Origin of the sequence: Streptomyces odontotermitis, from assembly GCF_050510915.1 — a bacterium.
GTDB lineage: Bacteria > Actinomycetota > Actinomycetes > Streptomycetales > Streptomycetaceae > Streptomyces.
Genome location: NZ_JBNJLS010000011.1, coordinates 253119 through 277102, shown reverse-complemented (window position 1 = coordinate 277102; position 23984 = coordinate 253119). Strand labels below are relative to the sequence as shown.

The following is a 23984-nucleotide window of genomic DNA, read 5'->3' as shown; positions in this document are numbered from 1 at the left end:
ATGTCCCGGGACAGTTCCCCTGCGGGGCCCGGGGATTCCGGAGGCCGCCCGGGGCGGACTGTACGGCCGTCCCGGCGTTCTGCCGGGTTCAGCCGGATCGTGGACGGCGGGCTGCTGCTCCAGGGCGGGATGCAGGGCAGCCCCGTCGTGCGCCTGTTCGTGCGCTGGGTGCGGCGGCCGCTCCTGCCCGCCCTGCGGCTGTGGCGACGCAACATTCAGCTGAAGGTCGTCGTGACCACGCTGCTGATGTCGCTCGGCGTCGTGCTGATGCTGGGCTTCGCCGTCATGAGCTCCGTGAACAACGGCCTGCTCAAGGCCAAGGTGAAGGCGTCGCAGAGCCAGGCCGACGGTGGTTTCCGGGCTGCTCAGGACACCGCCAACTCCGCGCGGCAGGGCGCTGCGCGGGACGGCGGGAACAGCACGGCCGACGGGCGCACCGGGCAGAACGCTGCCGTCTGGATGTCCGACCTGGTCGAGCAGCTGGCCAGCGGTGGTCAGAACGCCTTCGCCGTGGTGACGCTCAGCCCCGCCTCCACAGGGGGCTCAGGGAGTGTCCGCGGGCCGCGTGCCTCGGGCGGCGTGGAGCCGATCCTGAGCGTGCCCGAGGAGCTGCGCCGCCGCGTCGACGAGGGTACGGGGGCGTACCAGAGCAACACGCGGATCGTGTACCGCGAGGGCAAGGAGTCCCAGCCCGGCCTCGTCATCGGCAAGCGCCTGAGTGACCTCAACGGAGATCCGTACCAGCTCTACTACCTCTTCCCGCTGACCCAGGAGGAGGAGTCGCTCAAGCTCGTCAGAGGGACCCTCGCGACGGCCGGACTGTTCGTCGTGGTGCTCCTCGGCGCCATTGCCTGGCTCGTCGTGCGCCAGGTCGTCACGCCCGTACGGATGGCCGCAGGGATCGCCGAGCGGCTGTCCGCCGGGCGGCTCCAGGAACGCATGAAGGTCACCGGAGAGGACGACATCGCGCGCCTCGGTGAGGCGTTCAACAAGATGGCGCAGAACCTCCAGCTGAAGATCCAGCAGTTGGAGGATCTGTCGCGGATGCAGCGGCGCTTCGTGTCCGACGTGTCGCACGAGTTGCGCACGCCGCTGACCACGGTGCGGATGGCGGCCGACGTCATCCATGAGGCGCGCGTGGACTTCGACCCGGTGACGGCGCGCTCCGCGGAGCTGCTCGCCGACCAGCTGGACCGCTTCGAGTCGCTGCTCGCCGACCTCCTGGAGATCAGCCGCTTCGACGCGGGCGCGGCCGCCCTGGAGGCCGAGCCGATAGACCTGCGGGAGGTCGTACGACGGGTCGTCGGCGGCGCGGAACCGCTGGCCGAGCGCAAGGGCACCCACATCCGGATCGTCGGCGACCAGCAGCCCGTGGTCGCCGAGGCCGACGCCCGCCGCGTGGAGCGGGTCCTGCGCAACCTGGTGGTCAACGCCGTGGAGCACGGCGAGGGCAAGGACGTCATGGTGCGGCTCGCGGCGGCGGGCGGCGCGGTCGCGGTCGCCGTGCGGGACTACGGGGTGGGGCTCAAGCCCGGCGAGGCGACCCGGGTGTTCAGCCGTTTCTGGCGGGCCGATCCGGCACGCGCGCGTACCACCGGTGGCACGGGCCTCGGCCTCTCCATCGCCCTGGAGGACGCGCGGTTGCACGGCGGCTGGCTGCAGGCGTGGGGCGAGCCGGGCGGCGGCTCGCAGTTCCGGCTCACCCTGCCGCGTACGGCCGACGAGGCGCTGCGCGGGTCGCCGATACCGCTGGAACCCGACGACTCCAGGCGCCACCGCGGCCTGAACGACGCCGGGCTGCCCACCGGAGGCGGCGCCAAGCTCGCCACGGTCCCGGCCCAGGCGTCCGCGGAGCGCATGCCACCGTCCGTACCGGCGCGGGCACCGGTCGCACCGCGGCTCGCGCAGACGGCGGCGGCGGACCCGACGGCCCTGCCCGGCAACGGCGCGCGGGTCGTCCCCCGCAGAGCCCATGAGACGCGGGCCCCGGGCCAGGGACCCGTACAGGAAGACGCACAGGACGACGCAGCGGAGGGGCGGCGTGGGGAGTCGACGGGACCGGCGCGCGACGGCGCCGGAGAAGCTCGACCGCACCCGGACGGGGAGTCGACACGTGACCGCTGACCTGCGACGGCGCGGCCGTCGTCGACCCCTGCTGCGTACCGGGGCGCTGCTCGGCGTCTGCGCCGTGCTCCTCGCGGGCTGCGCTTCCATGCCCGACAGCGGCAACCTCAACCCGGTCAACGCCTCCCAGCGGCCGGACTCCCAGTCGCAGGTCCGCGTCTACGCGATGCCGCCGCCCGAGGGCGCCGGGCCGCTCCAGATCGTGCAGGGCTTCCTGGAGGCGCTGACCAGTGACGATCCGGGGTTCGAGATCGCGCGCAAGTACCTGACCAAGAGCGCGTCGAAGCGCTGGAACCCCGACGTGTCCACCACCGTGCTCGCCGACGGCCCCAACGCGGACCCGGCGAAGGCGTCCAACGACCGGGAGGGCGGCCGCAACTACCCGCTGAGCGGCACCGAGGTGGCGCAGGTGGACGGGCAGCACGCGTATCGGCCCCAAGGGCAGCCGTACGGGGAAAACATCCACCTCGTCCAGGTGAAGGGGGCGAACGGCAGCGAGTGGCGCATCAACACCCTGCCGCAGGGTGTCGTGCTGGGTGAGTCCGACTTTCAGCGCACCTATCAGTCGGTCAACAAGTTCTACTTCGCCTCGAGTTCGTCCGGCGCGGGTGCCCCGGAAGGGCTCGTCGCCGACCCGGTCTACGTGCGCCAGCGCATAGACCCGGTGACCCAGACGGTGAAGTCGCTCCTCGACGGGCCCACCACGTGGCTCCGCCCGGTGGTGGAGACGCGTTTCCCGACGCGGACGCAGCTCAAGGAGGGGACCAAGACGCTGGCCCCCGACGACCAGGGCAAGCTGGTCGTGCCGCTGAACGAGCGCGCCGACCCGGTCGGCCTCGGTCTGTGCCGGAAGATGGCCGCGCAACTCCTGTTCACCCTCCAGGACTTGACGTCGTCGGGCGTGAAGAGCGTGGAGCTGCAGCGGTCCAACGGCTCCCAGCTGTGCGTGCTGAGCGAGGACCAGGCCGAGAGCGTCGCGTCGTACCGCAGTGCCGACCACCCCGACTACCAGTACTTCATCGACGACAAGCGCCGGCTGGTACGGATGTCGGCCAACGCGCGCCGCGGTGCCGACCCCTCCCCGGTGTCCGGACCGCTGGGCAGCGGTGAGCAGCCGCTGCGCTCGGCCGCGGTGTCGCGGGACGAGGAGCGCGCGGCCGGGGTGTCGCTGGACGGCAAGTCGCTCTACATGGGGTCGCTGGTCTCCGGCGGTGAGCTCGGCAAGGCGGAGGTGCACAGCAAGGCAAAGTCGGAGGAGGACCGTCTGTCTACCCCCAGTTGGGACGGCAGAGGTGATCTGTGGGTGGCCGACCGCGACGGGGAGGACTCCCGGCTCCTCTGGCTCTCCCAGGGCGCGGGCGAACCGGTGGATGTCAGGACCCCGGACCTCGACGGGCGTATCGAGGCGGTACGGGTAGCGGCCGACGGTGTGCGCATCGCCCTGATCGTGCGGAAGGACGGCAAGACGTCCCTGAAGATCGGCCGCATCGAGCGGCAGGGCGGCGACGGCGACAAGCCCGACATCCTGGTCGACGGACTGCGGCAGGCGGCACCGCAGATGGAAGAGGTCACCGCGATGTCCTGGGCCGGCGGCAGCAGGCTCGTGGTGGTCGGGCGTGAGTACGGCGGGGTGCAGCAGATGCGCTACGTCCAGTGCGACGGCTCGGCGCCGACGACCTCGAACCTGCCCGGGCTCACCGGCGTCGACGAGATCGCCGCGTCCGAGGACGACCGGCAGCCGCTGCTCGCGCACTCGGACGACGGGATCGTGCGGCTGCCGACGGGGGCGCAGTGGCAGACGGTGGTTGAGAAGGGCAAGTCGCCGGTCTATCCCGGGTAGTCGGCGGGGTCGGCGGGGGGCGGCAGGGTCGATCGGTTGAGACGGTGAACGGTCGCGTCGGCTGAGCCCGTTGGGCGGCTGAGCGGCTGAGGCGTGGTGTGCGGGGCGGGTACTGGTACCCGCCCCGCGCCGGTGTCCGCTGTCGAGCGGCTTGTCACAACACCCGTGTGGGGTACAGGAGTTGTGCACAGGGGTTATCCACAGGGCTGGCCGCACGGCTCACCTCTTGGCACAGTGGTGGACATGCGGGGCTGGTGGCAGGACCTCACCGATCTGGTGCTGCCGGCCGAGTGCGGAGGCTGCGGGAGGCCCCGGACGACGCTCTGTGAGGAGTGCCGTGCCTCCCTGTACGGAGCCGCACCGCGCCGGGTGCGACCAATACCGATGCCGCCGGGGCTGCCCGTGGTGCACGCGGCAGCCCCGTACGAGGACGCGGTGCGAGCAGTGCTGCTCGCACACAAGGAGAGGGGTGTGCTGGGGCTCGCGGGACCGCTGGGAGTAGCGCTGGCGGGGGCAGTGCGGGCGAGCGTGGCGGAGGCGGGGGGTGGGGTGGGGGGAGAGGGCCCCGCCGGAACCTTCACCGTCGGATCGGCTTCTTCCCTCCTCCTCGTCCCGGTCCCCTCCGCCCCAAGTGCCGTGAGAGCTCGGGGACATGACCCGGCTCGGCGGATCGCGCTGGCTGCCGCGGGGGAGCTGCGGCGATGCGGGGTGCGGGCCCGGGTGCTGGCTGTGCTGCGTCAACGTCGCGTCGTGGCCGATCAGTCGGGGCTCGACGCACGGCAGCGGCTGGCCAATCTCAGCGGTGCGTTGGAGGTTTCGGCGGGTGGGGCCAGGCTGTTGGCCAGTGCCAGTGCCAGTGCCAGTGCCAGTGCCAGTGCCAGTGCCGCTCCCGGTGCCCGTTCCTGTCATAGGTCTGGTGCGGAGCCGGGTGCCCAGGTCGTCATCGTGGACGATCTCATGACGACGGGGGCTTCGCTGGCCGAGGCCGCGCGGGCGGTAGGTGCCGTGGGCATGTTTTCCGTACGTGCGGAAAGGCGTGTGGGGAGAGGTGCGGGAACCACGCGGCGTACCAGGGAAGAGGGCGCCGAGGAGGCCCTGTCGGCGGGCGGGGATAGCGGGGATAGGGGGTCCGTGAACGTGGTCGGCGCGGCCGTTGTCGCCGCTTCACCGGAATCCTTCGAAATAAACCGGAACTGATAGAGAACTTGCGTCGTTGCAGGTAGTGAGTGGGTTCAGTCATCCGAATGGAGGTACGCGGCAGTAGAGGGTGACGACATCCGCCCGGGCGAGATATGTTCGGTTGTGAGGAATGGCGGACGCTGTCCCTCGCATATCGGAATGCCGGTCTTTGGGTTTTCTGCAATCACCCGGACCGGTGGGGTGGAGATCTTGCCCACGGGGGAGGAGGAGGTGGAAGTCACCGAGTCCGAGGCTCCGGGATTCACCGGAGTCTGGTGCAAAAGGGAGATGCTCCGCCACAGGAGCGGGGCGATCCGGGAACGGAGTTCTGCGTGGACATCGTCGTCAAGGGCCGCAAGACCGAGGTGCCCGAGCGGTTCCGCAAGCACGTGGCCGAGAAGCTGAACCTGGAGAAGATCCAGAAGCTCGACGGCAAGGTGATCAGCCTGGACGTCGAGGTGTCCAAGGAAGCCAACCCGCGTCAGGCCGACCGTTCCGACCGTGTGGAGATCACTGTCCGCACCCGGGGGCCCGTGATCCGCGCGGAGGCATCGGCTGCCGATCCGTACGCGGCGTTGGACCTCGCCACGGCCAAGCTCGACGCCCGGCTGCGCAAGCAGCACGACAAGCGCCGCACGCGCCGTGGCAACGGCCGCCTCTCCGCGGCCGAAGTCGTGGACGTGGTGCCCGGTGTGGCCTCGCTCAACCAAGAGGGCGAGACGGCCGCAGAAGAGGCCGCGGACGCGATTCCCACCACCAGGATCGGATCGCTCGAGATCCAGGGCGAAGGCCCGCTCGTGGTCCGGGAGAAGACCCACGTAGCCGCTCCGATGACGCTCGACCAGGCGCTCTACGAGATGGAGCTGGTCGGGCACGACTTCTACTTGTTCGTCGACTCCGAGTCGAAGGAGCCCAGCGTCGTCTACCGGCGCCACGCCTACGACTACGGCGTCATTCGCCTCAACACCGACCCCATGGTCGCCCAGGCCGAGTCGGCGGGCGGCGGTGGAGCGCTCGGCGGCTGACGGGCCCCGGTGACGGCTGATTTGGTGCCCCTGGAGCGTATGTGCGCCCCCAGGGGCACCAACGTGCGACCACTGCGAGCAGCGCTCTGTCGCCCGGCATGAAATCATGGGCGCTCCGGTCCAACCGGTGTGCTGCTGCGTCGGGTTGGCGCAGCCAAGGCAAGACAGGCCATGGCCTTCAGGGGGAGGAACGATGGCGGACAGCTTCGGTCCGATGCGCGACGGTGATGCCGACGACGGCATCGGCATCGGCACGGATGCGGGCGTCCCGCGCAAGGAGCCCATCAGGGTTCTTGTGGTGGACGACCATGCGCTCTTCCGCCGGGGCCTCGAGATCGTCCTCGCCGCCGAGGAGGACATCCAGGTGGTGGGGGAGGCCGGGGACGGCGCCGAGGCGGTGGACAAGGCGGCCGACCTGCTGCCGGACATCGTGCTGATGGATGTACGCATGCCCAAGCGGGGCGGCATCGAGGCGTGCACGTCCATCAAGGAAGTGGCCCCGAGCGCCAAGATCATCATGCTGACGATCAGCGACGAGGAGGCGGACCTCTACGACGCGATCAAGGCGGGCGCCACGGGCTATCTCCTGAAGGAGATCTCCACCGACGAGGTGGCCACGGCGATCCGCGCGGTGGCCGACGGGCAGTCGCAGATCAGCCCGTCCATGGCGTCCAAGCTGCTCACGGAGTTCAAGTCGATGATCCAGCGCACCGACGAGCGCAGACTCGTGCCCGCGCCGCGGCTCACCGACCGTGAGCTGGAGGTCCTGAAGCTGGTGGCCACGGGGATGAACAACCGTGACATCGCGAAGGAGTTGTTCATCTCCGAGAACACCGTGAAGAACCATGTGCGCAACATCCTGGAGAAGCTGCAGCTGCACTCCAGGATGGAGGCCGTGGTCTACGCGATGCGGGAGAAGATCCTCGAGATCCGCTAGTCGGGGGCCCCGTCTGTCGGTCGCGCGGCCCTGCCGGTCGGCTAGCCGATGGCTTTGACCAGCGGGCCCGCCAGTTCCGGCTGGTCCATGCGCTCCACGCGCACGGAGTCGCAGCCGACCCACTGCGCCGCCTCGACCAGGGCCTGGGCCATCGGCTCGACGGCCTTCGGGGAGTGCAGCGACACCTGCTTGGCGACCAGGGTGCGGCCCTCGCGCGCGGGGTCGACGCGGCCCATGAGGCGGCCGCCGGAGAGCAGCGGCATCGCGAAGTAGCCGTGCACCCGCTTCGGCTTGGGGACGTATGCCTCCAGGCGGTGGGTGAAGCCGAAGATCCGCTCCGTGCGGGCCCGCTCCCAGATGAGGGAGTCGAAGGGCGACAGGAGGGTCGTGCGGTGCCGCCCGCGCGGGGCGCTCTCCAGGGCCGCTGGATCGGCCCAGGCGGGCTTGGACCAGCCCTCCACGGTGACGGGCACCAGGCCCGAGTCCGCGACCACCTGGTCGAACTGTTCGCCCTTGAGGCGGTGGTAGTCGGCGATGTCCGCGCGCGTGCCGACGCCCAGCGACTGCCCCGCCAGGCGCACCAGGCGGCGCAGGCACTCGGCGTCCTCCAGGTCGTCGTGGAACAGGTCGTCGGGGATGGCACGTTCGGCGAGGTCGTACACCCGCTTCCAGCTGCGCCGCTCGGTGCACACCACCTCCCCGTACATCAGCGCCCGCTCGACGGCGACCTTCGAGTCCGACCAGTCCCACCACTCGCCCTTGTTCTTCGCGCCGCCCAACTCCGTGGCGGTGAGGGGGCCTTCGGCGTGGAGCTGCTTGATCACGGCGTCGTACGCGCCGTCGGGCAGGTGGTGGTGCCAGTGCGGGCGGTCACGGTAGGCGCGGCGGCGGAAGGCGAAGTGGGGCCACTCCTCGATGGGCAGGATGCACGCGGCGTGCGACCAGTACTCGAAGGCGTGGGGTCGTGCCGGTGACGCGCTGTCGGACGGGGTGCTCCAGTACGCCGATTCGATCCTGTCGCGGCCGACGGCGCCCAGGCGCGCGTACGGAATGAGCTCGTGGGAGCGGGCGAGCACGGAGATCGTGTCGAGCTGGACGGCGCCGAGGTGCCGGAGCACACCCCGCACGCCCGCCCTGCGGTCCGGGGCGCCGAGGAAGCCCTGGGCGCGCAGCGCGATGCGGCGGGCCTCGTCGGCGGAGAGCGTGGTGACGGGCGGCAGGATCGTCATGTCGGGAACCTTAGGCGGAGGCACTGACAATCAGGCACGGGGCGGCAGATACGGCAGGCGGGAGACGATGCCGACGTCTGCGGGCAGCAGGGCGCCGACCCAGCAGTCGCGGAGTGTGCCCTTGTTGAACAGGCCGGCCCGGAGCACGCCCTCGACGCGGAAGCCCGCCTTCTCGATGACGCCGCGCGAGCCCGTGTTGCCGACTTCCGCACGCCATTCCAGACGGGTGCAGGAGAGGTCGGTGAAGGCCCAGCGGGCGAGGCCGAGGACGGTTTCCGTCATGTAGCCGCGGCCGCGGTGTTCCTTGGCCGTCCAGAAGCCCACTTCCCAGCTGCCCGCGCGCGGGTGGTGCAGGCTGGCCGCGGCGACGAGGGGGCCGCCTTCGTGCGGGCGTACGGAGAAGACGTACTCGGTGTCGTCGCGCCAGCCCTCCGGTGCGATGCGGCCGGTGAAGATTTCCGCGTCCGTGAGGGAGTACGGGGAGGGGATGGTGGTCCAGCGCTGGATTTCCGGGTCCTGGCACGCGGCGTACACCTCGTCGGTGTCCTCGGGGGTGACGGCGCGCAGCGACAGGCGTTCAGTGGTCAGGGTGACGGGCTCCATCGGCTGATTCTGCGTGGACGGTGCCCGGGGGCGCCATGATTTTTGGATGTCTGTGAGGTCTCTGTGAGGAGGTCATCACTTTTCGTGGTCGGATCCGGCACCTTCGGCGCTCCCCGTCCGTTGACGTCATGGCAGACCTCCCGGCGCGGCCGGGTCCTCGCTTACGATGGCCGTTGCCCTACGAGTAAACCGACCGTGCCAGGCCCGACCGGCAAGGAGACCAACCCCCGTGTCCGTCCTCTCGAAGATCATGCGTGCAGGCGAAGGCAAGATCCTGCGCAAGCTGCACCGCATCGCGGACCAGGTCAAGTCCATCGAAGAGGACTTCGTCAGCCTCTCCGACGCCGAGCTGCGTGCCCTGACCGATGAGTACAAGGAGCGGTACGCCGACGGCGAGTCCCTCGACGACCTGCTCCCCGAGGCGTTCGCCACGGTCCGTGAGGCCGCCAAGCGCGTCCTCGGCCAGCGGCACTACGACGTCCAGATGATGGGCGGAGCCGCCCTGCACCTCGGCTATGTCGCCGAGATGAAGACCGGTGAGGGCAAGACCCTCGTCGGCACGCTGCCCGCGTACCTGAACGCCCTGTCGGGCAAGGGTGTGCACCTGATCACGGTCAACGACTACTTGGCCGAGCGCGACTCCGAGATGATGGGCCGCGTCCACAAGTTCCTTGGCCTGACGGTCGGTTGCATCCTGGCCAACATGACGCCGGCGCAGCGCCGCGAGCAGTACAACTGCGACATCACGTACGGCACGAACAACGAGTTCGGCTTCGATTACCTGCGCGACAACATGGCGTGGTCGAAGGACGAGCTCGTCCAGCGCGGCCACAACTTCGCGATCGTCGACGAGGTCGACTCGATCCTCGTGGACGAGGCCCGTACGCCGCTGATCATCTCCGGTCCCGCCGACCAGGCCACCAAGTGGTACGGCGACTTCGCCAAGCTGGTGACGCGCCTGACCAAGGGCGAGGCGGGCGAGCCCCTCAAGGGCATCGAGGAGACCGGGGACTACGAGGTCGACGAGAAGAAGCGCACCGTCGGCATCCACGAGTCCGGTGTCTCCAAGGTCGAGGACTGGCTGGGCATCGACAACCTCTACGAGTCGGTGAACACCCCGCTCGTGGGTTACCTGAACAACGCCATCAAGGCCAAGGAACTCTTCAAGAAGGACAAGGACTACGTCGTCATCGACGGCGAAGTCATGATCGTCGACGAGCACACCGGCCGTATCCTCGCGGGCCGTCGCTACAACGAGGGCATGCACCAGGCGATCGAGGCGAAGGAAGGGGTGGACATCAAGGACGAGAACCAGACGCTCGCGACGATCACCCTGCAGAACTTCTTCCGCCTCTACAAGCGTGAGGGTTACGCCAGCGGCCTGTCCGGCATGACGGGTACGGCCATGACCGAGGCCGCCGAGTTCCACCAGATCTACAAGCTCGGCGTCGTGCCGATCCCGACCAACAGGCCGATGGTCCGCGCCGACCAGTCGGACCTGATCTACCGCACCGAGGTCGCGAAGTTCGCGGCGGTCGTCGACGACATCGCCGAGAAGCACGAGAAGGGCCAGCCGATCCTGGTCGGCACCACCTCGGTCGAGAAGTCCGAGTACCTCTCGCAGCAGCTCTCCAAGCGCGGCGTCCAGCACGAGGTGCTCAACGCCAAGCAGCACGACCGTGAGGCGACGATCGTCGCCCAGGCCGGCCGCAAGGGCGCCGTCACCGTCGCCACGAACATGGCCGGACGAGGCACGGACATCAAGCTCGGCGGTAACCCCGACGACCTCGCCGAGGCGGAGCTGCGCCAGCGCGGCCTCGACCCCGAGGAGCACATCGAGGAGTGGGCCGCCGCGCTGCCCGCCGCCCTGGAGAAGGCCGAGAAGGCCGTGAAGGCGGAGTTCGAGGAGGTCAAGGACCTCGGCGGGCTCTATGTGCTGGGCACGGAGCGGCACGAGTCGCGCCGTATCGACAACCAGCTGCGCGGTCGTTCCGGCCGTCAGGGCGACCCCGGCGAGTCCCGCTTCTACCTGTCGCTCGGTGACGACCTGATGCGCCTGTTCAAGGCCCAGATGGTCGAGCGCGTCATGGCGATGGCGAACGTCCCGGACGACGTGCCGATCGAGAACAAGATGGTGACCCGCGCGATCGCCTCCGCGCAGTCCCAGGTCGAGCAGCAGAACTTCGAGACCCGGAAGAACGTCCTCAAGTACGACGAGGTCCTCAACCGCCAGCGCGAGGTCATCTACGGCGAGCGCCGCCGCGTCCTGGAGGGCGAGGACCTGCAGGAGCAGATCCAGCACTTCATGGACGACACGATCGACGCGTACATCTCGGCGGAGACCGCCGAGGGCTTCGCCGAGGAGTGGGACCTGGACCGGCTGTGGGGCGCCTTCAAGCAGCTCTACCCGGTGAAGGTCACCATCGAGGAGCTGGAGGACGCGGCGGGCGACCGTCAGGGTCTGACCGCCGAGTTCATCTCCGAGTCCGTGAAGGACGACATCCACCAGCAGTACGACGCGCGTGAGGAGCAGCTCGGCTCCGAGATCATGCGTGAGCTGGAGCGGCGCGTGGTCCTGTCGGTCCTGGACCGCAAGTGGCGTGAGCACCTCTACGAGATGGACTATCTCCAGGAGGGCATCGGCCTGCGGGCGATGGCGCAGAAGGACCCGCTGGTCGAGTACCAGCGCGAGGGCTTCGACATGTTCAACGCCATGATGGAGGGCATCAAGGAGGAGTCGGTCGGCTACCTGTTCAACCTGGAGGTCCAGGTCGAGCAGCAGGTCGAGGAGGTGCCGGTCGAGGACGCCGCGCAGCCCTCGCTGGACAAGGACGGCGCGCAGGACGCGGTTCCCGCCGGCGCCGGGCGTCCGGAGATCCGTGCGAAGGGCCTGGAGGCCCCGCAGCGCCCGGCTCAGCTCCACTTCCAGGCGCCGAACGCCGAAGGCGGCGTGGACGAGGGCGACTTCGCCACGGAGCCGGACGGGAGCGTCCGTTCCGAGGCGGACGGCCTCACGCGCGCGGAGCGCCGTAAGGCCCAGAAGGGCGGCCGTCGCCGCAAGAAGTGACATGAGGTGAGGGCGCCCGCTCCGAGAGGGCGGGGCCCGAACCGGCTGAGGGCCGGGCGCTGTTGAGCGCCCGGCCCTTCGCCGTGCCGGGGCGCTTCCTTGCCTCAGCCGGTCTGGACGGCGGTGCACTTCCACCTCTGGTCGGCGCCCAGGTGGAGGCGGAAGGCGAGGGCGCGCAGGCTGGTGCCCGCGCCGATGCGGGCGAAGACCTCGTACACGCCGGGCTGCGGCTGGTAGTGGCCGATGCGGTGGACGGCGGGGGCGTGGCCGTTCACGTTCAGCGGGCGGCGTTCCGCGAGCTCGGCCAGGTCGTCGTAGGCGGTGTGCGCGATGTGGCGGGCCACCCAGTGCATCGGGCGCTGTCCGCTGAGGACGAGCAGCAGCCGGTCCGTGAACAGCTCGGTGGGGTGCGGTGGGGGCTGTGGGGGCCGGGGCGGGGTGCGCAGGGGGCGGCCGCCGGGGTGGCGGGTGTCCTGGCGGCCCGGCGGCCGACCCGTGCCCGGCCGGGCGCCGGGGGGCCGGGTGCCCGGTCGTGACCTCGGCCTGGTCATCACCTTGCGCACGCTGCATCGCCTCCGCTCGGACGTCCGGCCCCCATCTCGGGTACCGGGAGGTAACTTCCGTCGGAAGATCTTGTACGGGGGTGGCGGCGGCCTCCGCAAGGCGGCACGGAGCCCGGGGCGGGTGGCCGGGAGATTCACCTATCAGGTGTTTCGGGCGGGCCGAATCCCCGAAATCCCGGGGGTGGACAGAGTGAGGAACGGGGCGTGGGTTGACGCCGGAACGGGCTTGGGCGGCAGCCCGATCGGGGACGCCGCACGTATCCTGAAGGCCCTTCCCGGAGCCTGCCGGCAGTCCGGCGGGAGCGGTCCCCCGAACGAAAGCGGCCAGCCATGCGCGTCTATGTCCCTCTGACCCTGCCCCGGCTCGCGGAGGCGCACCAGGCGGGCGAGCTGGGGCCCGGGCCGCTGACCGCGTACGCCGTCACGCCCGCGCTGCGGGAGTGGTACGTCTCGGACGACATCGAGGAACTGGAGTACGCGGCGCTCAACCGGGCCGCACTCGCCTCGCTGCGGCTGCTCGCGGGGGACCCGTCGGCGGTGCGGCGCCGGGTCGTCGTGGCGGCGGACGTGCCGGACGGTGCCGCGATGGCCGATCCCGACCGGGGCCTCGACGAGGGTGCGCTCGGCGAGGTGCGGATCGAGGGTGCGCTGCCGCTGGCCAAGGCGGCGGCCGTGCATGTGGACGCGGACGACGCGGAGGCCGATGTGTCCGCGGCCGCGGCGGCGCTGGGTGCGGCGGACCAGGGTGACGACGACGCGCGGTTCACGGTGGACGGGGCCGAGGACCACGAGCTGCTGTGGTTCGCGACGCAGGAGATTCCGGGGCTGGTCGGCTGAGCGGCTGCTGACCGACTGGGTGTGGCCGGGTGCGGCCGGGTGCGGCTGTGTGCGGGCCGGGCTCGGGCTCGGCGCGGGGGCAGGTCGGGCGCAGTTCTCACGGGGCGCAGTTCTCGCGGGGCGCCGGTCGAGCTTTGGCCTGAGCGACCCTTGGTGGTGATCAGGGTCGGGTCCGGGGACGGTCAGGGATCTGCCGATGGTGGGCGGCCGGTGGCGGCGGGTACGTTCTTCGACATGGGGAAGCACGCACACGCAGCACACATCGTCTGGGACTGGAACGGCACGCTCCTGCACGACATCCACACGGTGATCGAGGCGACCAACGCCTCGTTCGCGGAGATCGGCCTGGCACCGATCACGCTGGAGCGGTACCGCGATCTGTACTGCGTGCCCATACCGCGCTTCTACGAGCGGCTCATGGGGCGGCTGCCCACCGAGGCCGAGTGGGAGGTGATGGACGCCGTGTTCCACAAGCACTACTGGGCGCGGGCGGAGTCCTGCGGCCTCGCGGACGGCGCGGCCGAGCTGCTCGCGCAGCGCCGGGCGGCGGGGCACACCCAGTCGTTGCTCTCGCTCGCCCCGCACGAACATCTGGTGCCGATCGTCCGCAAGCACGGCATCGAGGAGCACTTCATACGCATCGACGGGCGGATGGACACCTCGCACGCGGGCAAGGCCGACCGCATGGTGCGCCACCTCGCCGCGCTCGACGGCATACCCGCGGCGCGCACGGTGGTGATCGGTGACGCCGTCGACGACGCGGTGGCGGCGGCCCACGCGGGCGCTCGCGCGGTCCTCTACACCGGTGGCTCGCACAGCCGCGCCAGCCTGGAGGAGGCGGGCGTGCCCGTGGTGGACACGCTGGCCGAGGCGGTGCGGGTGGCGGAGGCGTTCGCGGCATGAGCTGGCCTGAGCCGACCTGAGGCTGCCTGACACCGCCTGGCACCGCCTGGGACCGCCTGAGCCGGGCCGCGCCGGGGCCGTCGCCCGCGTCGGGGTGCGGGTGCCTCAGGGGCTGCCTCAGGTGACCGGTGCCTTCGCCCGCAGCACGGTCAGGAACTCGCGCATCCAGCGGGAGTGGTCCGGCCAGGCGCGGGCGGAGACGAGGGTGCCGTCGACCACCGTCTCGGCGTCCTGGAAGGTCGCGCCCGCGGACTGGATGTCCAGCTCGAGGGCCGGGTAGGCGGTCACGCGGCGGCCCTGGAGCCCGCCGATGGCCGCGGTCAGGAGGGGGCCGTGGCAGATCTGGGCCACTGGTTTGTCGGAGTCGAAGAACGCCTTGAGGATCTTCCGGAGCTCGGGGTCGTTGCGCAGATACTCGGGGGCCCGGCCGCCGGGGATCACCAGGGCGGCGTACTGCCCGGGATCGACCTCGGAGAAGGCGAGGTCGGCGGGCCAGGTGTAGCCCGGCTTCTCGGTGTAGGTGTCGAAGCCCGGCTCGAAGTCGTGCACGACGAACTGGAGCTTCTTGCGGGCGGGGGCGGCGATGTCGACGTCGTAGCCCTCCTCGCGCAGCCGTTGGTAGGGGTAGAGCACCTCCAGTGACTCCGCCGCGTCACCGGTCACTATCAGGATCTTCGCTGGCATCTCGCCGCACTCCCCTCGGCCGGGCCCGCCCGCCCGTCGGGCGGATCGCCTTGGCCAACGTGCCTCCACCGCGGCCCTTTGCCAAGAGGGCCACCCGCAAGTCGGAGAGAGCCGGAAGCCGCAAGAGAGCCGGAAGCCGTCCGCGCGACCGTCCACGAGAGCGTCCAGTCCACGAGAGCGTCCACGAGGCAAGGGCAGGGGGAGTGGCTCAGCCATGGCTGGTTTCTGTGCAGAGTGGCAAAGTTTCGCCTCATCTTTTGTACACATGCGGCTCATGACGGGTTACCGGTGCGGGGCGATAGCCTTGTCCCGTGATCAGCGCGATATCCCGCGGGGGCACGAGTGTCCCCGCCCTGCGCCCGGGAGCCACGGAGTACATCCGTGCCCGGGCGGTCGCTGACGCTTCCTCGCGGTACGGCCGGCCGAGCCGGCCGGCAAGCCACTCAGCGAAGCCGCTGAATTTGGCGGATAACCGCCCGCTCATCGCTCATCGCGGCATAACGTCGACCTGGACCGGAGACCCCGCGTCGCGGCGTTATGTCACATCACTTCCTTCTACGTCACGCAACGGCGCGCGACAGGAGTCAGAGGACAATGCAGACCAAGCTGGACGAAGCCAAGGCCGAGCTGCTCGCACGGGCCGCCCGGGTAGCTGAGAACAGCCCGGTGGGGGGGCGCCTACCCACGGGGGCTCCGACCGGGTCGACGAGCGAGGCCGCGCCCGACCAGGACACCGCACTCGCGTTCCTCCAGCGCTACTACCTGCACACCGCCCCCGAGGACCTCGCCGACCGTGACCCGGTCGACGTCTTCGGAGCCGCCTTCTCGCACTACCGGCTGGCCGAGAACCGCCCGCAGGGAACCGCCAACGTCCGGGTGCACACCCCGACGGTCGAGGAGAACGGCTGGACGTGCAGCCACTCCGTCGTCGAGGTGGTCACCGACGACATGCCGTTCCTCGTCGACTCCGTCACCAATGAGCTCTCCCGCCAGGGCCGCGGCATCCACGTCGTGATCCACCCCCAGGTCATCGTCCGCCGTGACGTCACGGGCAAGCTCCTTGAGGTCCTGTCCGCCGACGCCTCGACGGAGCGCCCGCACGACGCGCTCACCGAGTCGTGGATCCACGTCGAGATGGACCGCGAGACCGACCGGGCCGACCTGAAGCAGATCACCGCCGATCTGGTGCGCGTCCTGTCCGACGTCCGCGAGACCGTCGAGGACTGGGAGAAGATGCGCGACGCGGCGCTGCGCATCGCCGATGAGCTGCCCGGCGAGCCGACCGCCGTCGACCTGCGCGACCAGGAGGTCGAGGAGGCCCGCGAGCTGCTGCGCTGGCTCGCCGACAACCACTTCACGTTCCTCGGCTTCCGCGAGTACGACCTCACCGAGGACGACTCCCTCACCGCGGTCCCCGGCACCGGCCTCGGCATCCTGCGCGCCGACCCGCCGCACGACGGCGAGGACCACCACCCCGTCAGCCCGTCCTTCAGCCGGCTGCCCGCCGACGCCCGCGCCAAGGCCCGCGAGCACAAGCTCCTGGTCCTGACGAAGGCCAACAGCCGGGCCACCGTGCACCGCCCGAGCTACCTCGACTACGTCGGCGTGAAGAAGTTCGACGCCGAGGGCAACGTCATCGGTGAGCGCCGCTTCCTCGGTCTGTTCTCCTCGGCCGCGTACACCGAGTCGGTGCTGCGCGTCCCCGTGATCCGCCGCAAGGTCGACGAGGTCCTCAAGGGCGCCGGGTTCTCGCGCAACAGCCACGACGGCCGTGACCTGCTGCAGATCATGGAGACGTACCCGCGCGACGAGCTGTTCCAGACCCCGGCCGACGAGCTGCGCTCCATCGTCACGAGCGTTCTCTACCTGCAGGAGCGGCGGCGCCTGCGCCTCTACCTGCGGCAGGACGAGTACGGGCGCTACTACTCGGCGCTCGTCTACCTGCCCCGGGACCGCTACACCACGGGCGTACGGCTGCGGATCATCGACATCCTCAAGGAGGAACTGGGCGGCACCAGCGTCGACTTCACCGCCTGGAACACCGAGTCGATCCTCTCCCGCATCCACTTCGTCGTCCGTGTCGCGCCCGGCAGCGAGCTCCCGGAGCTGTCCGACGCCGACAAGGAGCGCATCGAGGCCCGTCTCGTCGAGGCCGCCCGCTCCTGGGCCGACGGCTTCGCCGAGGCGCTGACCGCCGAGTGCGGCGAGGAGCGGGCCGCGGAGCTGCTGCGCCGGTACGGCTCCGCCTTCCCCGAGGGCTACAAGGCGGACCACACGCCGCGTGCCGCCGTCGCCGACCTGGTGCACCTGGAGCAACTGACGCACGGCAAGGGCGACTTCGCGCTCAGCCTGTACGAGCCGGTGGGCGCCGCCCCCGGTGAGCGCCGCTTCAAGATCTACCGGCTCGGCGGCCAGGTCTCCCTCTCGGCCGTCCTGCCCGTGCTGCAGCGCCTCGGCGTCGAGGTCACCGACGAGCGCCCGTACGAGCTGCGCTGCTCGGACCGGACCAACGCGTGGGTCTACGACTTCGGTCTGCGCATGCCCAACGCGATCAACGGCAACGGCGACTACATGGCCGACGACGCCCGCGAGCGCTTCCAGGAGGCGTTCGCCGCCGCCTGGTCCGGCGAGGCGGAGGTCGACGGCTTCAACTCCCTGGTGCTCGGCGCCGGGCTGAGCTGGCGGCAGGCGATGGTGCTGCGCGCCTACGCCAAGTACCTGCGCCAGGCGGGCTCCACGTTCAGCCAGGACTACATGGAGGACACCCTCCGCAACAACGTCCACACGACGCGGCTGCTCATCTCCCTCTTCGAGGCCCGGATGTCCCCGGACCGGCAGAGCGCCGGCACCGAGCTCATCGACGGCATCCTGGAGGAGCTGGACGGCGCCCTCGACCAGGTGGCGAGCCTGGACGAGGACCGCATCCTGCGCTCGTTCCTCACCGTGATCAAGGCGACGCTGCGCACCAACTTCTTCCAGGAGGCGGCGGGCGGCAAGCCGCACGCGTACGTCTCCATGAAGTTCGACCCGCAGGCCATCCCGGACCTTCCTGCGCCCCGCCCGGCGTACGAGATCTGGGTGTACTCGCCGCGGGTCGAGGGCGTGCACCTGCGCTTCGGCAAGGTCGCGCGCGGTGGTCTGCGCTGGTCCGACCGCCGTGAGGACTTCCGTACGGAGATCCTCGGCCTGGTGAAGGCGCAGATGGTGAAGAACACCGTCATCGTGCCGGTCGGCGCCAAGGGCGGCTTCGTCGCCAAGCAGCTGCCCGACCCGTCCGTGGACCGGGACGCGTGGCTGGCCGAGGGCGTCGCCTGCTACAAGATCTTCATCTCGGCGCTGCTCGACATCACCGACAACCTCGTCGCCGGAGAGGTCGTGCCCCCGGCGGACGTCGTGCGGCACGACGAGGACGACACCTACCTCGTGGTCGCCGCCGACAAGGGCACCGCCACGTTCTCCGACATCGCCAACGAGGTCGCCGAGAGCTACAACTTCTGGCTCGGGGACGCCTTCGCCTCCGGTGGCTCGGCCGGCTACGACCACAAGGGCATGGGCATCACCGCGCGCGGCGCCTGGGAGTCCGTGAAGCGGCACTTCCGGGAGCTCGGCCACGACACCCAGACCGAGGACTTCACGGCGGTCGGCGTGGGCGACATGAGCGGCGACGTCTTCGGCAACGGAATGCTCCTGAGTGAGCACATCCGGCTTGTCGCGGCCTTCGACCACCGACACATCTTCATCGACCCGAACCCGGACGCGGCCACCTCGTACGCGGAGCGGCGCCGCCTGTTCGAGCTGCCGCGCAGCTCCTGGGCCGACTACAACAAGGAGCTCCTTTCGTCCGGCGGCGGGATCTTCCCGCGCAGTGCCAAGGCGATCCAGCTCAACGCGCACATCCGCGAGGCCCTCGGCATCGAGACGGGCGTCGCCAAGATGACCCCGGCCGACCTCATGAAGGCCATCCTCCAGTCCCCCGTCGACCTGCTGTGGAACGGCGGCATCGGCACGTACGTGAAGTCGAGCGCCGAGTCCAACGCCGACGTGGGCGACAAGGCGAACGACGCGATCCGCGTGGACGGCCAGGAGCTGCGGGTCAAGGTCGTCGGTGAGGGCGGCAACCTGGGGCTCACGCAGCTCGGGCGCATCGAGTTCGCGCGCTCCGGCGGCCGCATCAACACCGACGCGATCGACAACAGCGCGGGCGTGGACACCTCCGACCACGAGGTGAACATCAAGATCCTGCTGAACGCGGTCGTGGCCAACGGCGACATGACGGTCAAGCAGCGCAACAAGCTGCTCGCCGAAATGACCGACGAGGTCGGCCAGTTGGTGCTGCGCAACAACTACGCGCAGAACACCGCCCTCGCCAACGCCGTCGCCCAGTCGCCGTCGCTGCTCCACGCCCACCAGCGCTTCATGCGCAGGCTCGGCAAGCAGGGCCACCTCGACCGGGGCCTGGAGTTCCTGCCCAGCGACCGGCAGATCCGTGAGCTGCTCAACGCGGGGCGCGGACTGTCGCAGCCGGAGCTCGCCGTGCTCCTCGCGTACACGAAGATCACCACGGCGGACGAGCTGATCCAGACAACGCTGCCCGACGACGCGTATCTGCGCCGCCTGCTGCACGCCTACTTCCCGAAGGCGCTGCGCGAGAAGTTCCCCGAGCAGGTCGACGGGCACGCGCTGCGCCGCGAGATCGTGACGACGGTGCTGGTCAACGACACGGTGAACACCGGTGGTTCGACCTTCCTGCACCGGCTGCGCGAGGAGACCGGCGCCTCCCTCGAGGAGATCGTGCGGGCGCAGCTCGCGGCGCGCGAGATCTTCGGCCTCAGCGAGGTCTGGGACGCCGTCGAGTCCCTCGACAACGAGGTGCAGGCCGAGATCCAGACGCAGATCCGGCTGCACTCGCGCCGCCTCGTGGAGCGCGGCACGCGCTGGCTGCTCAACAACCGGCCGCAGCCGCTGCAGCTCGCCGACACGATCGGCTTCTTCAGCGAGGGCGTCGCCCAGGTCTGGACGGAGCTGCCGAAGCTGCTGAGCGGCTCGGACCTGGAGTGGTACCAGGGCATCCGGGAGGAGCTGACGGAGGCCGGGGTCCCGGAGGAGCTGGCGCAGCGGGTCGCCGGGTTCTCCTCGGTCTTCCCGGCGCTCGACATCGTCGCGATCGCGGACCGCACCGACAAGGACCCGATGGCGGTCGCCGAGGTGTACTACGACCTCGCCGACCGGCTGCACATCACCCAGCTCATGGACCGCATCATCGAGCTGCCGCGCGCGGACCGCTGGCAGTCCATGGCGCGCGCGTCGATCCGCGAGGACCTGTACGCGGCGCACGCGGCGCTGACGTCCGACGTGCTGTCGGTGGGCAACGGCGCGTCGACGCCGGAGCAGCGGTTCAAGGCGTGGGAGGAGAAGAACGCGGCGATCCTGGGCCGTGCGCGGACGACGCTGGACGAGATCCAGGGCTCGGACGCGTTCGATCTGGCGAACCTGTCCGTGGCCATGAGGACCATGCGTACGTTGCTGCGTACGCACTCGTAGGCCCTGCCGCGCCGAGGGGGCGCCCGCATCGAGTGATGTGGGCGCCCCCTCGCGTGCGTCCGGCCGGGCGGATCAGGTGCCGGTTTCCGGGGTCAGGTGCCGGTCTCCCAGACGGTGACCGTCCCCTTGAGATCGGGGAGGTAGTCGGGGTCGCTGGGGGCGTCGACGTCGGTGATGGTCCACATGGCGAGGTTGCCGTCGCCGGTGATCATGCAGAGCCGGTCGCCCTTGACGATCTGCTGGGACTTGTTGATCGCGTCGCCGCTCAGGGTCTCCCTGAAAGGGTTCTGCTCGGCGCCTTCCCGGCACTGCTCGGGAGTGGCGCCGGCCGCTTTGCCCATGGGGTGGTCGAACGTCAGCTCCTGGTACTCCGCCGAGAAGTCGTAGTCCTCGCTGTCCATGTTCCCGGTCGGGTCGACCTTGGGGCCGTCGAGGTCCACATAGGTGCGGTCCAGCGAGCCGGCCGGGGTGCGCAGCGTCATCGGCCGGTCATTGAACAGCGCCTTGTACGTGGTGCCAGCGGGGGGAGTCGAGGTTTCCCCGGTGGGGTCGCCGGGCTCGGAACTCTCCTCCTCCTTGGGTGAGTTGGCGGGCGACGACGCGTGCTTGTCGTCGTTGCCCTTCGCCTCGTCGCCGCTCTTGCCGTCGTCCTTGCCGAGCACCCACACCGCCGCGCCCGCTCCCGCGCCGACCGCGATGATCAGGGCGGCGGCGATCAGGGCGAGGCGGCCACGGCCCCGGCGCCGTGGCGCGGCCGGGGCGGGAGCGGGGGAGAGGTTGTAGGTCTGCGGGTCGGCCGGGGCGCCGAAGGTCTGGGTCGCCGGGGCGGCCGGGTAGCCGTACCCCGTCGCGGGCGGGGCGGTGGGCGCCGTCGTCGGGGGTGCAGGCGGGGCGGCGGGAGCCTGGGGCGGGGGCGGGTTCTGGGCCGTCTGCTCGCGCCGGGCGATCTCCTCGGCCAGGGCGAGCGGCAGCCAGTCGCCGAAGTCGCTCAGCGCACGGCCCGACGCCCGCTCGCACCACTCGGCGAGCTCGGCGGTGCCGATCCGGGCGGCCGGGTCACCGGTGAGGCAGCGCTCCAGGAGCGGACGCAACTGCTCGTCGTATGCGGTGAGTTGGGGCGGGCGGTGGGCGGTGTTGGCGATCTGGGCGGCGATGGTGATGGCGCCGCCGTCGCCGTAGGGGTGGCGGCCGGTGGCGGCGATCGCGGCGATCAGGCCGAGCGAGAAGACGTCGGCGGCCGCGGTGACCTGCTCGCCGAGGGCGTGCTCGGGCGACATGTACTGCGGGGTGCCGATCAGACCGCCGGACTGGGTGAGCTGGGTGGCGTCGGCGGCGCGGGCGATGCCGAAGTCGATGACGTACGGGCCGCCGGAACCCAGCAGGATGTTGCTGGGCTTCAGGTCGCGGTGGATCACGCCCGCGCTGTGGATCGCGGAGAGCGCGCGCGCCGCGCAGCCGACGAGCTGGAAGACGGCGGGCAGCGGCAGCGGGCCGTGCACGGCCAGGGTGTCGTCGAGGGGGATGCCGGGGATGAACGCCGAGGCGAGCCAGGGGAGTTCGCCGCTGGTGTCGTGGTCGACGACCGGCACCAGGTGGTAGCCCTGGACGCGGCGGGCGGCCTGCACCTCCTGCTCGAAGCGGCGGCGGAAGTCGGGGTCCTGGCCGTACTCGCGGCGGATCACCTTGAGCGCGACGGGCTGGCCGCCGCGGGTGTGGGAGAGGTAGACGGTGCCCATGCCGCCCTCGCCGATCCGGGCGAGGAGCCGGTAGCCGGAGGTCTCGCGGGGGTCCTGCGGCCCGAGGGGGCTCAGGATGTCGCGCCGGTTGCCGCCGCCGCGGCTGCCGGTGCCGCCCTGTGACGCGCCGCTGCCCTGTGGTGCGCCGCCGCCCTGTGGTGCGCTGCCGCTCATGGTGTGAGTGCCTCCCCCGGTGACATGCGGTGCGCCTGTGCCGTGCGGCGCCGCTGAAGCGTACAGAGCTTACGACACTGTTGAGGGTGCCGAAGTTCCGTTCGTACAGGGGGAGTTACGCGGGGAATTGCGTGGGGGGGGGAGTTACGTGGGCGCCGTGGGATCAGGGTTCGCGGCGCACCCGGCGTGACCACTCCGACGAGCTGCCCGACTCGTCCCGCACCGTGAGGGGCGCGGTCGGGGGCAGCGCCCGCACGGTCTCCGCGTCCGCCAGGGACGGGGCGGGCGCCGGCGCCGGGGCGAGGGATGCCTCGACGCGGGTCACGTCGGCGGCGACCTGGGCCGGGAGCCAGCCGGTGAAGTCCCGCACGTCGCGGCCTGTCGTCTCCGTTCGGCCTGTCGTCTCCGTCCGGCCCGTCGCCTCAGTGCGGCCCGCCGTCTCCCTGAACGCCGCGGCGAACAGCTCGGCCGCCCGCGCCGCCGTCGGCCGGTCCTCGGGGCGGGCCGCCAGGCAGGAGCGGACGAGGGTGCGGACGGGCTCCGGTACGTCGTCCAGTGCCGGGGGCTCGCGGTCGGTGCCCGCGATGCGCGCGGCGATGGCCAGGCCGTTGCCGCGCCCGAAGGGATGGCGGCCCGTGGCGGCCTCGGCGGCGACCAGGCCGAGCGCGAACACGTCGGCGGCGGCCGTGAGCGGCCGCCCGAGGGCGTGCTCGGGAGACATGTAACGGGGCGTGCCGACGAGGCGGCCCACCGTGGTCAGCGTCGCGGCCCCGGCGGCGCGGGCGATGCCGAAGTCCAGGAGCCAGGGGCCGTCGGCGGCGAGCAGCAGGTTGCCCGGCTTGACGTCGCGGTGGATGACCCCGGCGATGTGCACGGCGGACAGGGCGCGGGCGGTGCACGCGGCGAGCTGGAGCACGGTGGCGGCGGGCAGCGGCCCGTGGTCGTCGAGGACGTCGTCCAAGGGGATCCCGGGGACGTACCGGGTGGCGAGCCAGGGGCGGGCGGCGTGCGCGTCGTGGTCGACGACGGGCACGAGGTGGTAGCCCGCGACGTGGTGGGCGGCGGCGATCTCGCGGGCGAAGCGTTCGCGGAAGGCGGTGGAGCCGGAGCCCTCGGCGTACTCGGCGCGGATCAGTTTCAGGGCGACGGGCTGGCCGCCGCGGCTGTACGAGAGGTAGACGGTGCCCATGCCGCCCTCGCCGATCCGGGCCCGCACCGGGTAGCCGGACACCTCGCGCGGGTCCTGCTCCCGCAGCGGCTTCGGTACCGCGCCCCCCATGGCTGCTCCCCGTCCCTGTCCGTGTCCCTGTCCGTGTCCCTGTGGGTCACTGTCGCCGGTTCGGTCCCTGTCGCCGGTGATGCAGCGGAGCGTATCGCGGGGCGGGAGGTTGTCTCCGGGGCGCGGAACGGGTGATGAGATTTGCCATATCCCAATAATTCGGGCATATGGGCTAAGGTGGATGAGATTGTCTGACGGAGGTCTGCGGGGCCCGTACGAGGCCGTACGAGGAAGGTCCGGCTGAACGTCTTCCGGTATCCAGA

At 70.7% G+C, this 23984-nt stretch carries 15 protein-coding genes; 9 read left to right on the top strand and 6 right to left on the bottom strand.

Translation table 11 applies throughout. From position 1 onward, the window contains the following. The 5 genes from mtrB to ACQB60_RS28500 all read left to right on the top strand — a co-directional run bounded on the left by mtrB (position 1) and on the right by ACQB60_RS28500 (position 7105). On the top strand, positions 1-2124 hold the full coding sequence (gene mtrB, locus ACQB60_RS28520) for an MtrAB system histidine kinase MtrB (protein WP_496928940.1): 2124 nt from the start codon (positions 1-3) through the stop codon (positions 2122-2124). Then, a complete protein-coding gene (locus ACQB60_RS28515; RefSeq protein ID WP_496928939.1) occupies positions 2114-3964 on the top strand; it encodes an LpqB family beta-propeller domain-containing protein in 1851 nt (616 codons plus the stop codon). Before mtrB ends, ACQB60_RS28515 begins: the two co-directional genes overlap by 11 nt. A gap of 243 nt (positions 3965-4207) precedes the next feature. Further along, positions 4208-5161, top strand: a complete 954-nt coding sequence (locus tag ACQB60_RS28510) for a ComF family protein (protein WP_496928938.1) — start codon at positions 4208-4210, stop codon at positions 5159-5161. A gap of 314 nt (positions 5162-5475) precedes the next feature. Continuing rightward, positions 5476-6168, top strand: a complete 693-nt coding sequence (hpf, locus tag ACQB60_RS28505; RefSeq protein ID WP_384838879.1) for a ribosome hibernation-promoting factor, HPF/YfiA family — start codon at positions 5476-5478, stop codon at positions 6166-6168. Between the two features lie 193 nt (positions 6169-6361). Then, positions 6362-7105 carry a response regulator gene (locus tag ACQB60_RS28500; RefSeq protein WP_384838882.1) on the top strand — a complete coding sequence of 248 codons (744 nt, stop codon included), beginning with the start codon at positions 6362-6364 and terminating at the stop codon, positions 7103-7105. A 41-nt stretch (positions 7106-7146) separates the two neighbouring features. Here ACQB60_RS28500 and ACQB60_RS28495 read toward each other — a convergent pair whose 3' ends face one another. Both ACQB60_RS28495 and ACQB60_RS28490 read right to left on the bottom strand, forming a co-directional pair. Beyond that, positions 7147-8334, bottom strand: coding sequence for a winged helix-turn-helix domain-containing protein (locus ACQB60_RS28495; RefSeq protein ID WP_496928937.1), 1188 nt, complete (start codon positions 8332-8334; stop codon positions 7147-7149). A gap of 30 nt (positions 8335-8364) precedes the next feature. Beyond that, on the bottom strand, positions 8365-8937 hold the full coding sequence (locus ACQB60_RS28490; RefSeq protein ID WP_496928936.1) for a GNAT family N-acetyltransferase: 573 nt from the start codon (positions 8935-8937) through the stop codon (positions 8365-8367). A gap of 229 nt (positions 8938-9166) precedes the next feature. Between ACQB60_RS28490 and secA the strand changes: the two genes are divergently transcribed. After that, positions 9167-12004: a preprotein translocase subunit SecA gene (secA, locus tag ACQB60_RS28485; protein ID WP_496928935.1), complete on the top strand. Its 2838-nt coding sequence runs from the start codon at positions 9167-9169 to the stop codon at positions 12002-12004. A 104-nt stretch (positions 12005-12108) separates the two neighbouring features. Here secA and ACQB60_RS28480 read toward each other — a convergent pair whose 3' ends face one another. Then, positions 12109-12555 carry an Rv3235 family protein gene (locus ACQB60_RS28480; RefSeq protein ID WP_384838894.1) on the bottom strand — a complete coding sequence of 149 codons (447 nt, stop codon included), beginning with the start codon at positions 12553-12555 and terminating at the stop codon, positions 12109-12111. A 342-nt stretch (positions 12556-12897) separates the two neighbouring features. Here ACQB60_RS28480 and ACQB60_RS28475 point away from each other — a divergent pair, with 342 nt between their 5' ends. Together ACQB60_RS28475 and ACQB60_RS28470 are read left to right on the top strand one after the other, a co-directional pair. Further along, a complete protein-coding gene (locus tag ACQB60_RS28475) occupies positions 12898-13404 on the top strand; it encodes a DUF6912 family protein (protein WP_496928934.1) in 507 nt (168 codons plus the stop codon). A 234-nt stretch (positions 13405-13638) separates the two neighbouring features. Further along, on the top strand, positions 13639-14307 hold the full coding sequence (locus ACQB60_RS28470; RefSeq protein ID WP_496928933.1) for an HAD family hydrolase: 669 nt from the start codon (positions 13639-13641) through the stop codon (positions 14305-14307). Positions 14308-14424: 117 nt separating this feature from the next. On the opposite strand, the gene ACQB60_RS28465 is transcribed toward ACQB60_RS28470, so the two are convergent. Next, entirely contained in the window at positions 14425-14991 is a 567-nt protein-coding gene (locus tag ACQB60_RS28465) for a DJ-1/PfpI family protein (protein ID WP_384838904.1), read from the bottom strand. Between the two features lie 594 nt (positions 14992-15585). Between ACQB60_RS28465 and ACQB60_RS28460 the strand changes: the two genes are divergently transcribed. Then, the gene (locus ACQB60_RS28460) at positions 15586-20532 is read left to right on the top strand and encodes an NAD-glutamate dehydrogenase (protein ID WP_496928932.1); all 4947 of its coding nucleotides are present in this window, start codon (positions 15586-15588) and stop codon (positions 20530-20532) included. Positions 20533-20624: 92 nt separating this feature from the next. Here the strand turns inward: ACQB60_RS28460 and ACQB60_RS28455 are convergent, their stop codons facing one another. Beyond that, the gene (locus tag ACQB60_RS28455; RefSeq protein ID WP_496928931.1) at positions 20625-22442 is read right to left on the bottom strand and encodes a serine/threonine-protein kinase; all 1818 of its coding nucleotides are present in this window, start codon (positions 22440-22442) and stop codon (positions 20625-20627) included. A 163-nt stretch (positions 22443-22605) separates the two neighbouring features. After that, a complete protein-coding gene (locus tag ACQB60_RS28450) occupies positions 22606-23721 on the bottom strand; it encodes a serine/threonine-protein kinase (protein ID WP_496928930.1) in 1116 nt (371 codons plus the stop codon). Positions 23722-23984 lie beyond the last annotated feature (263 nt).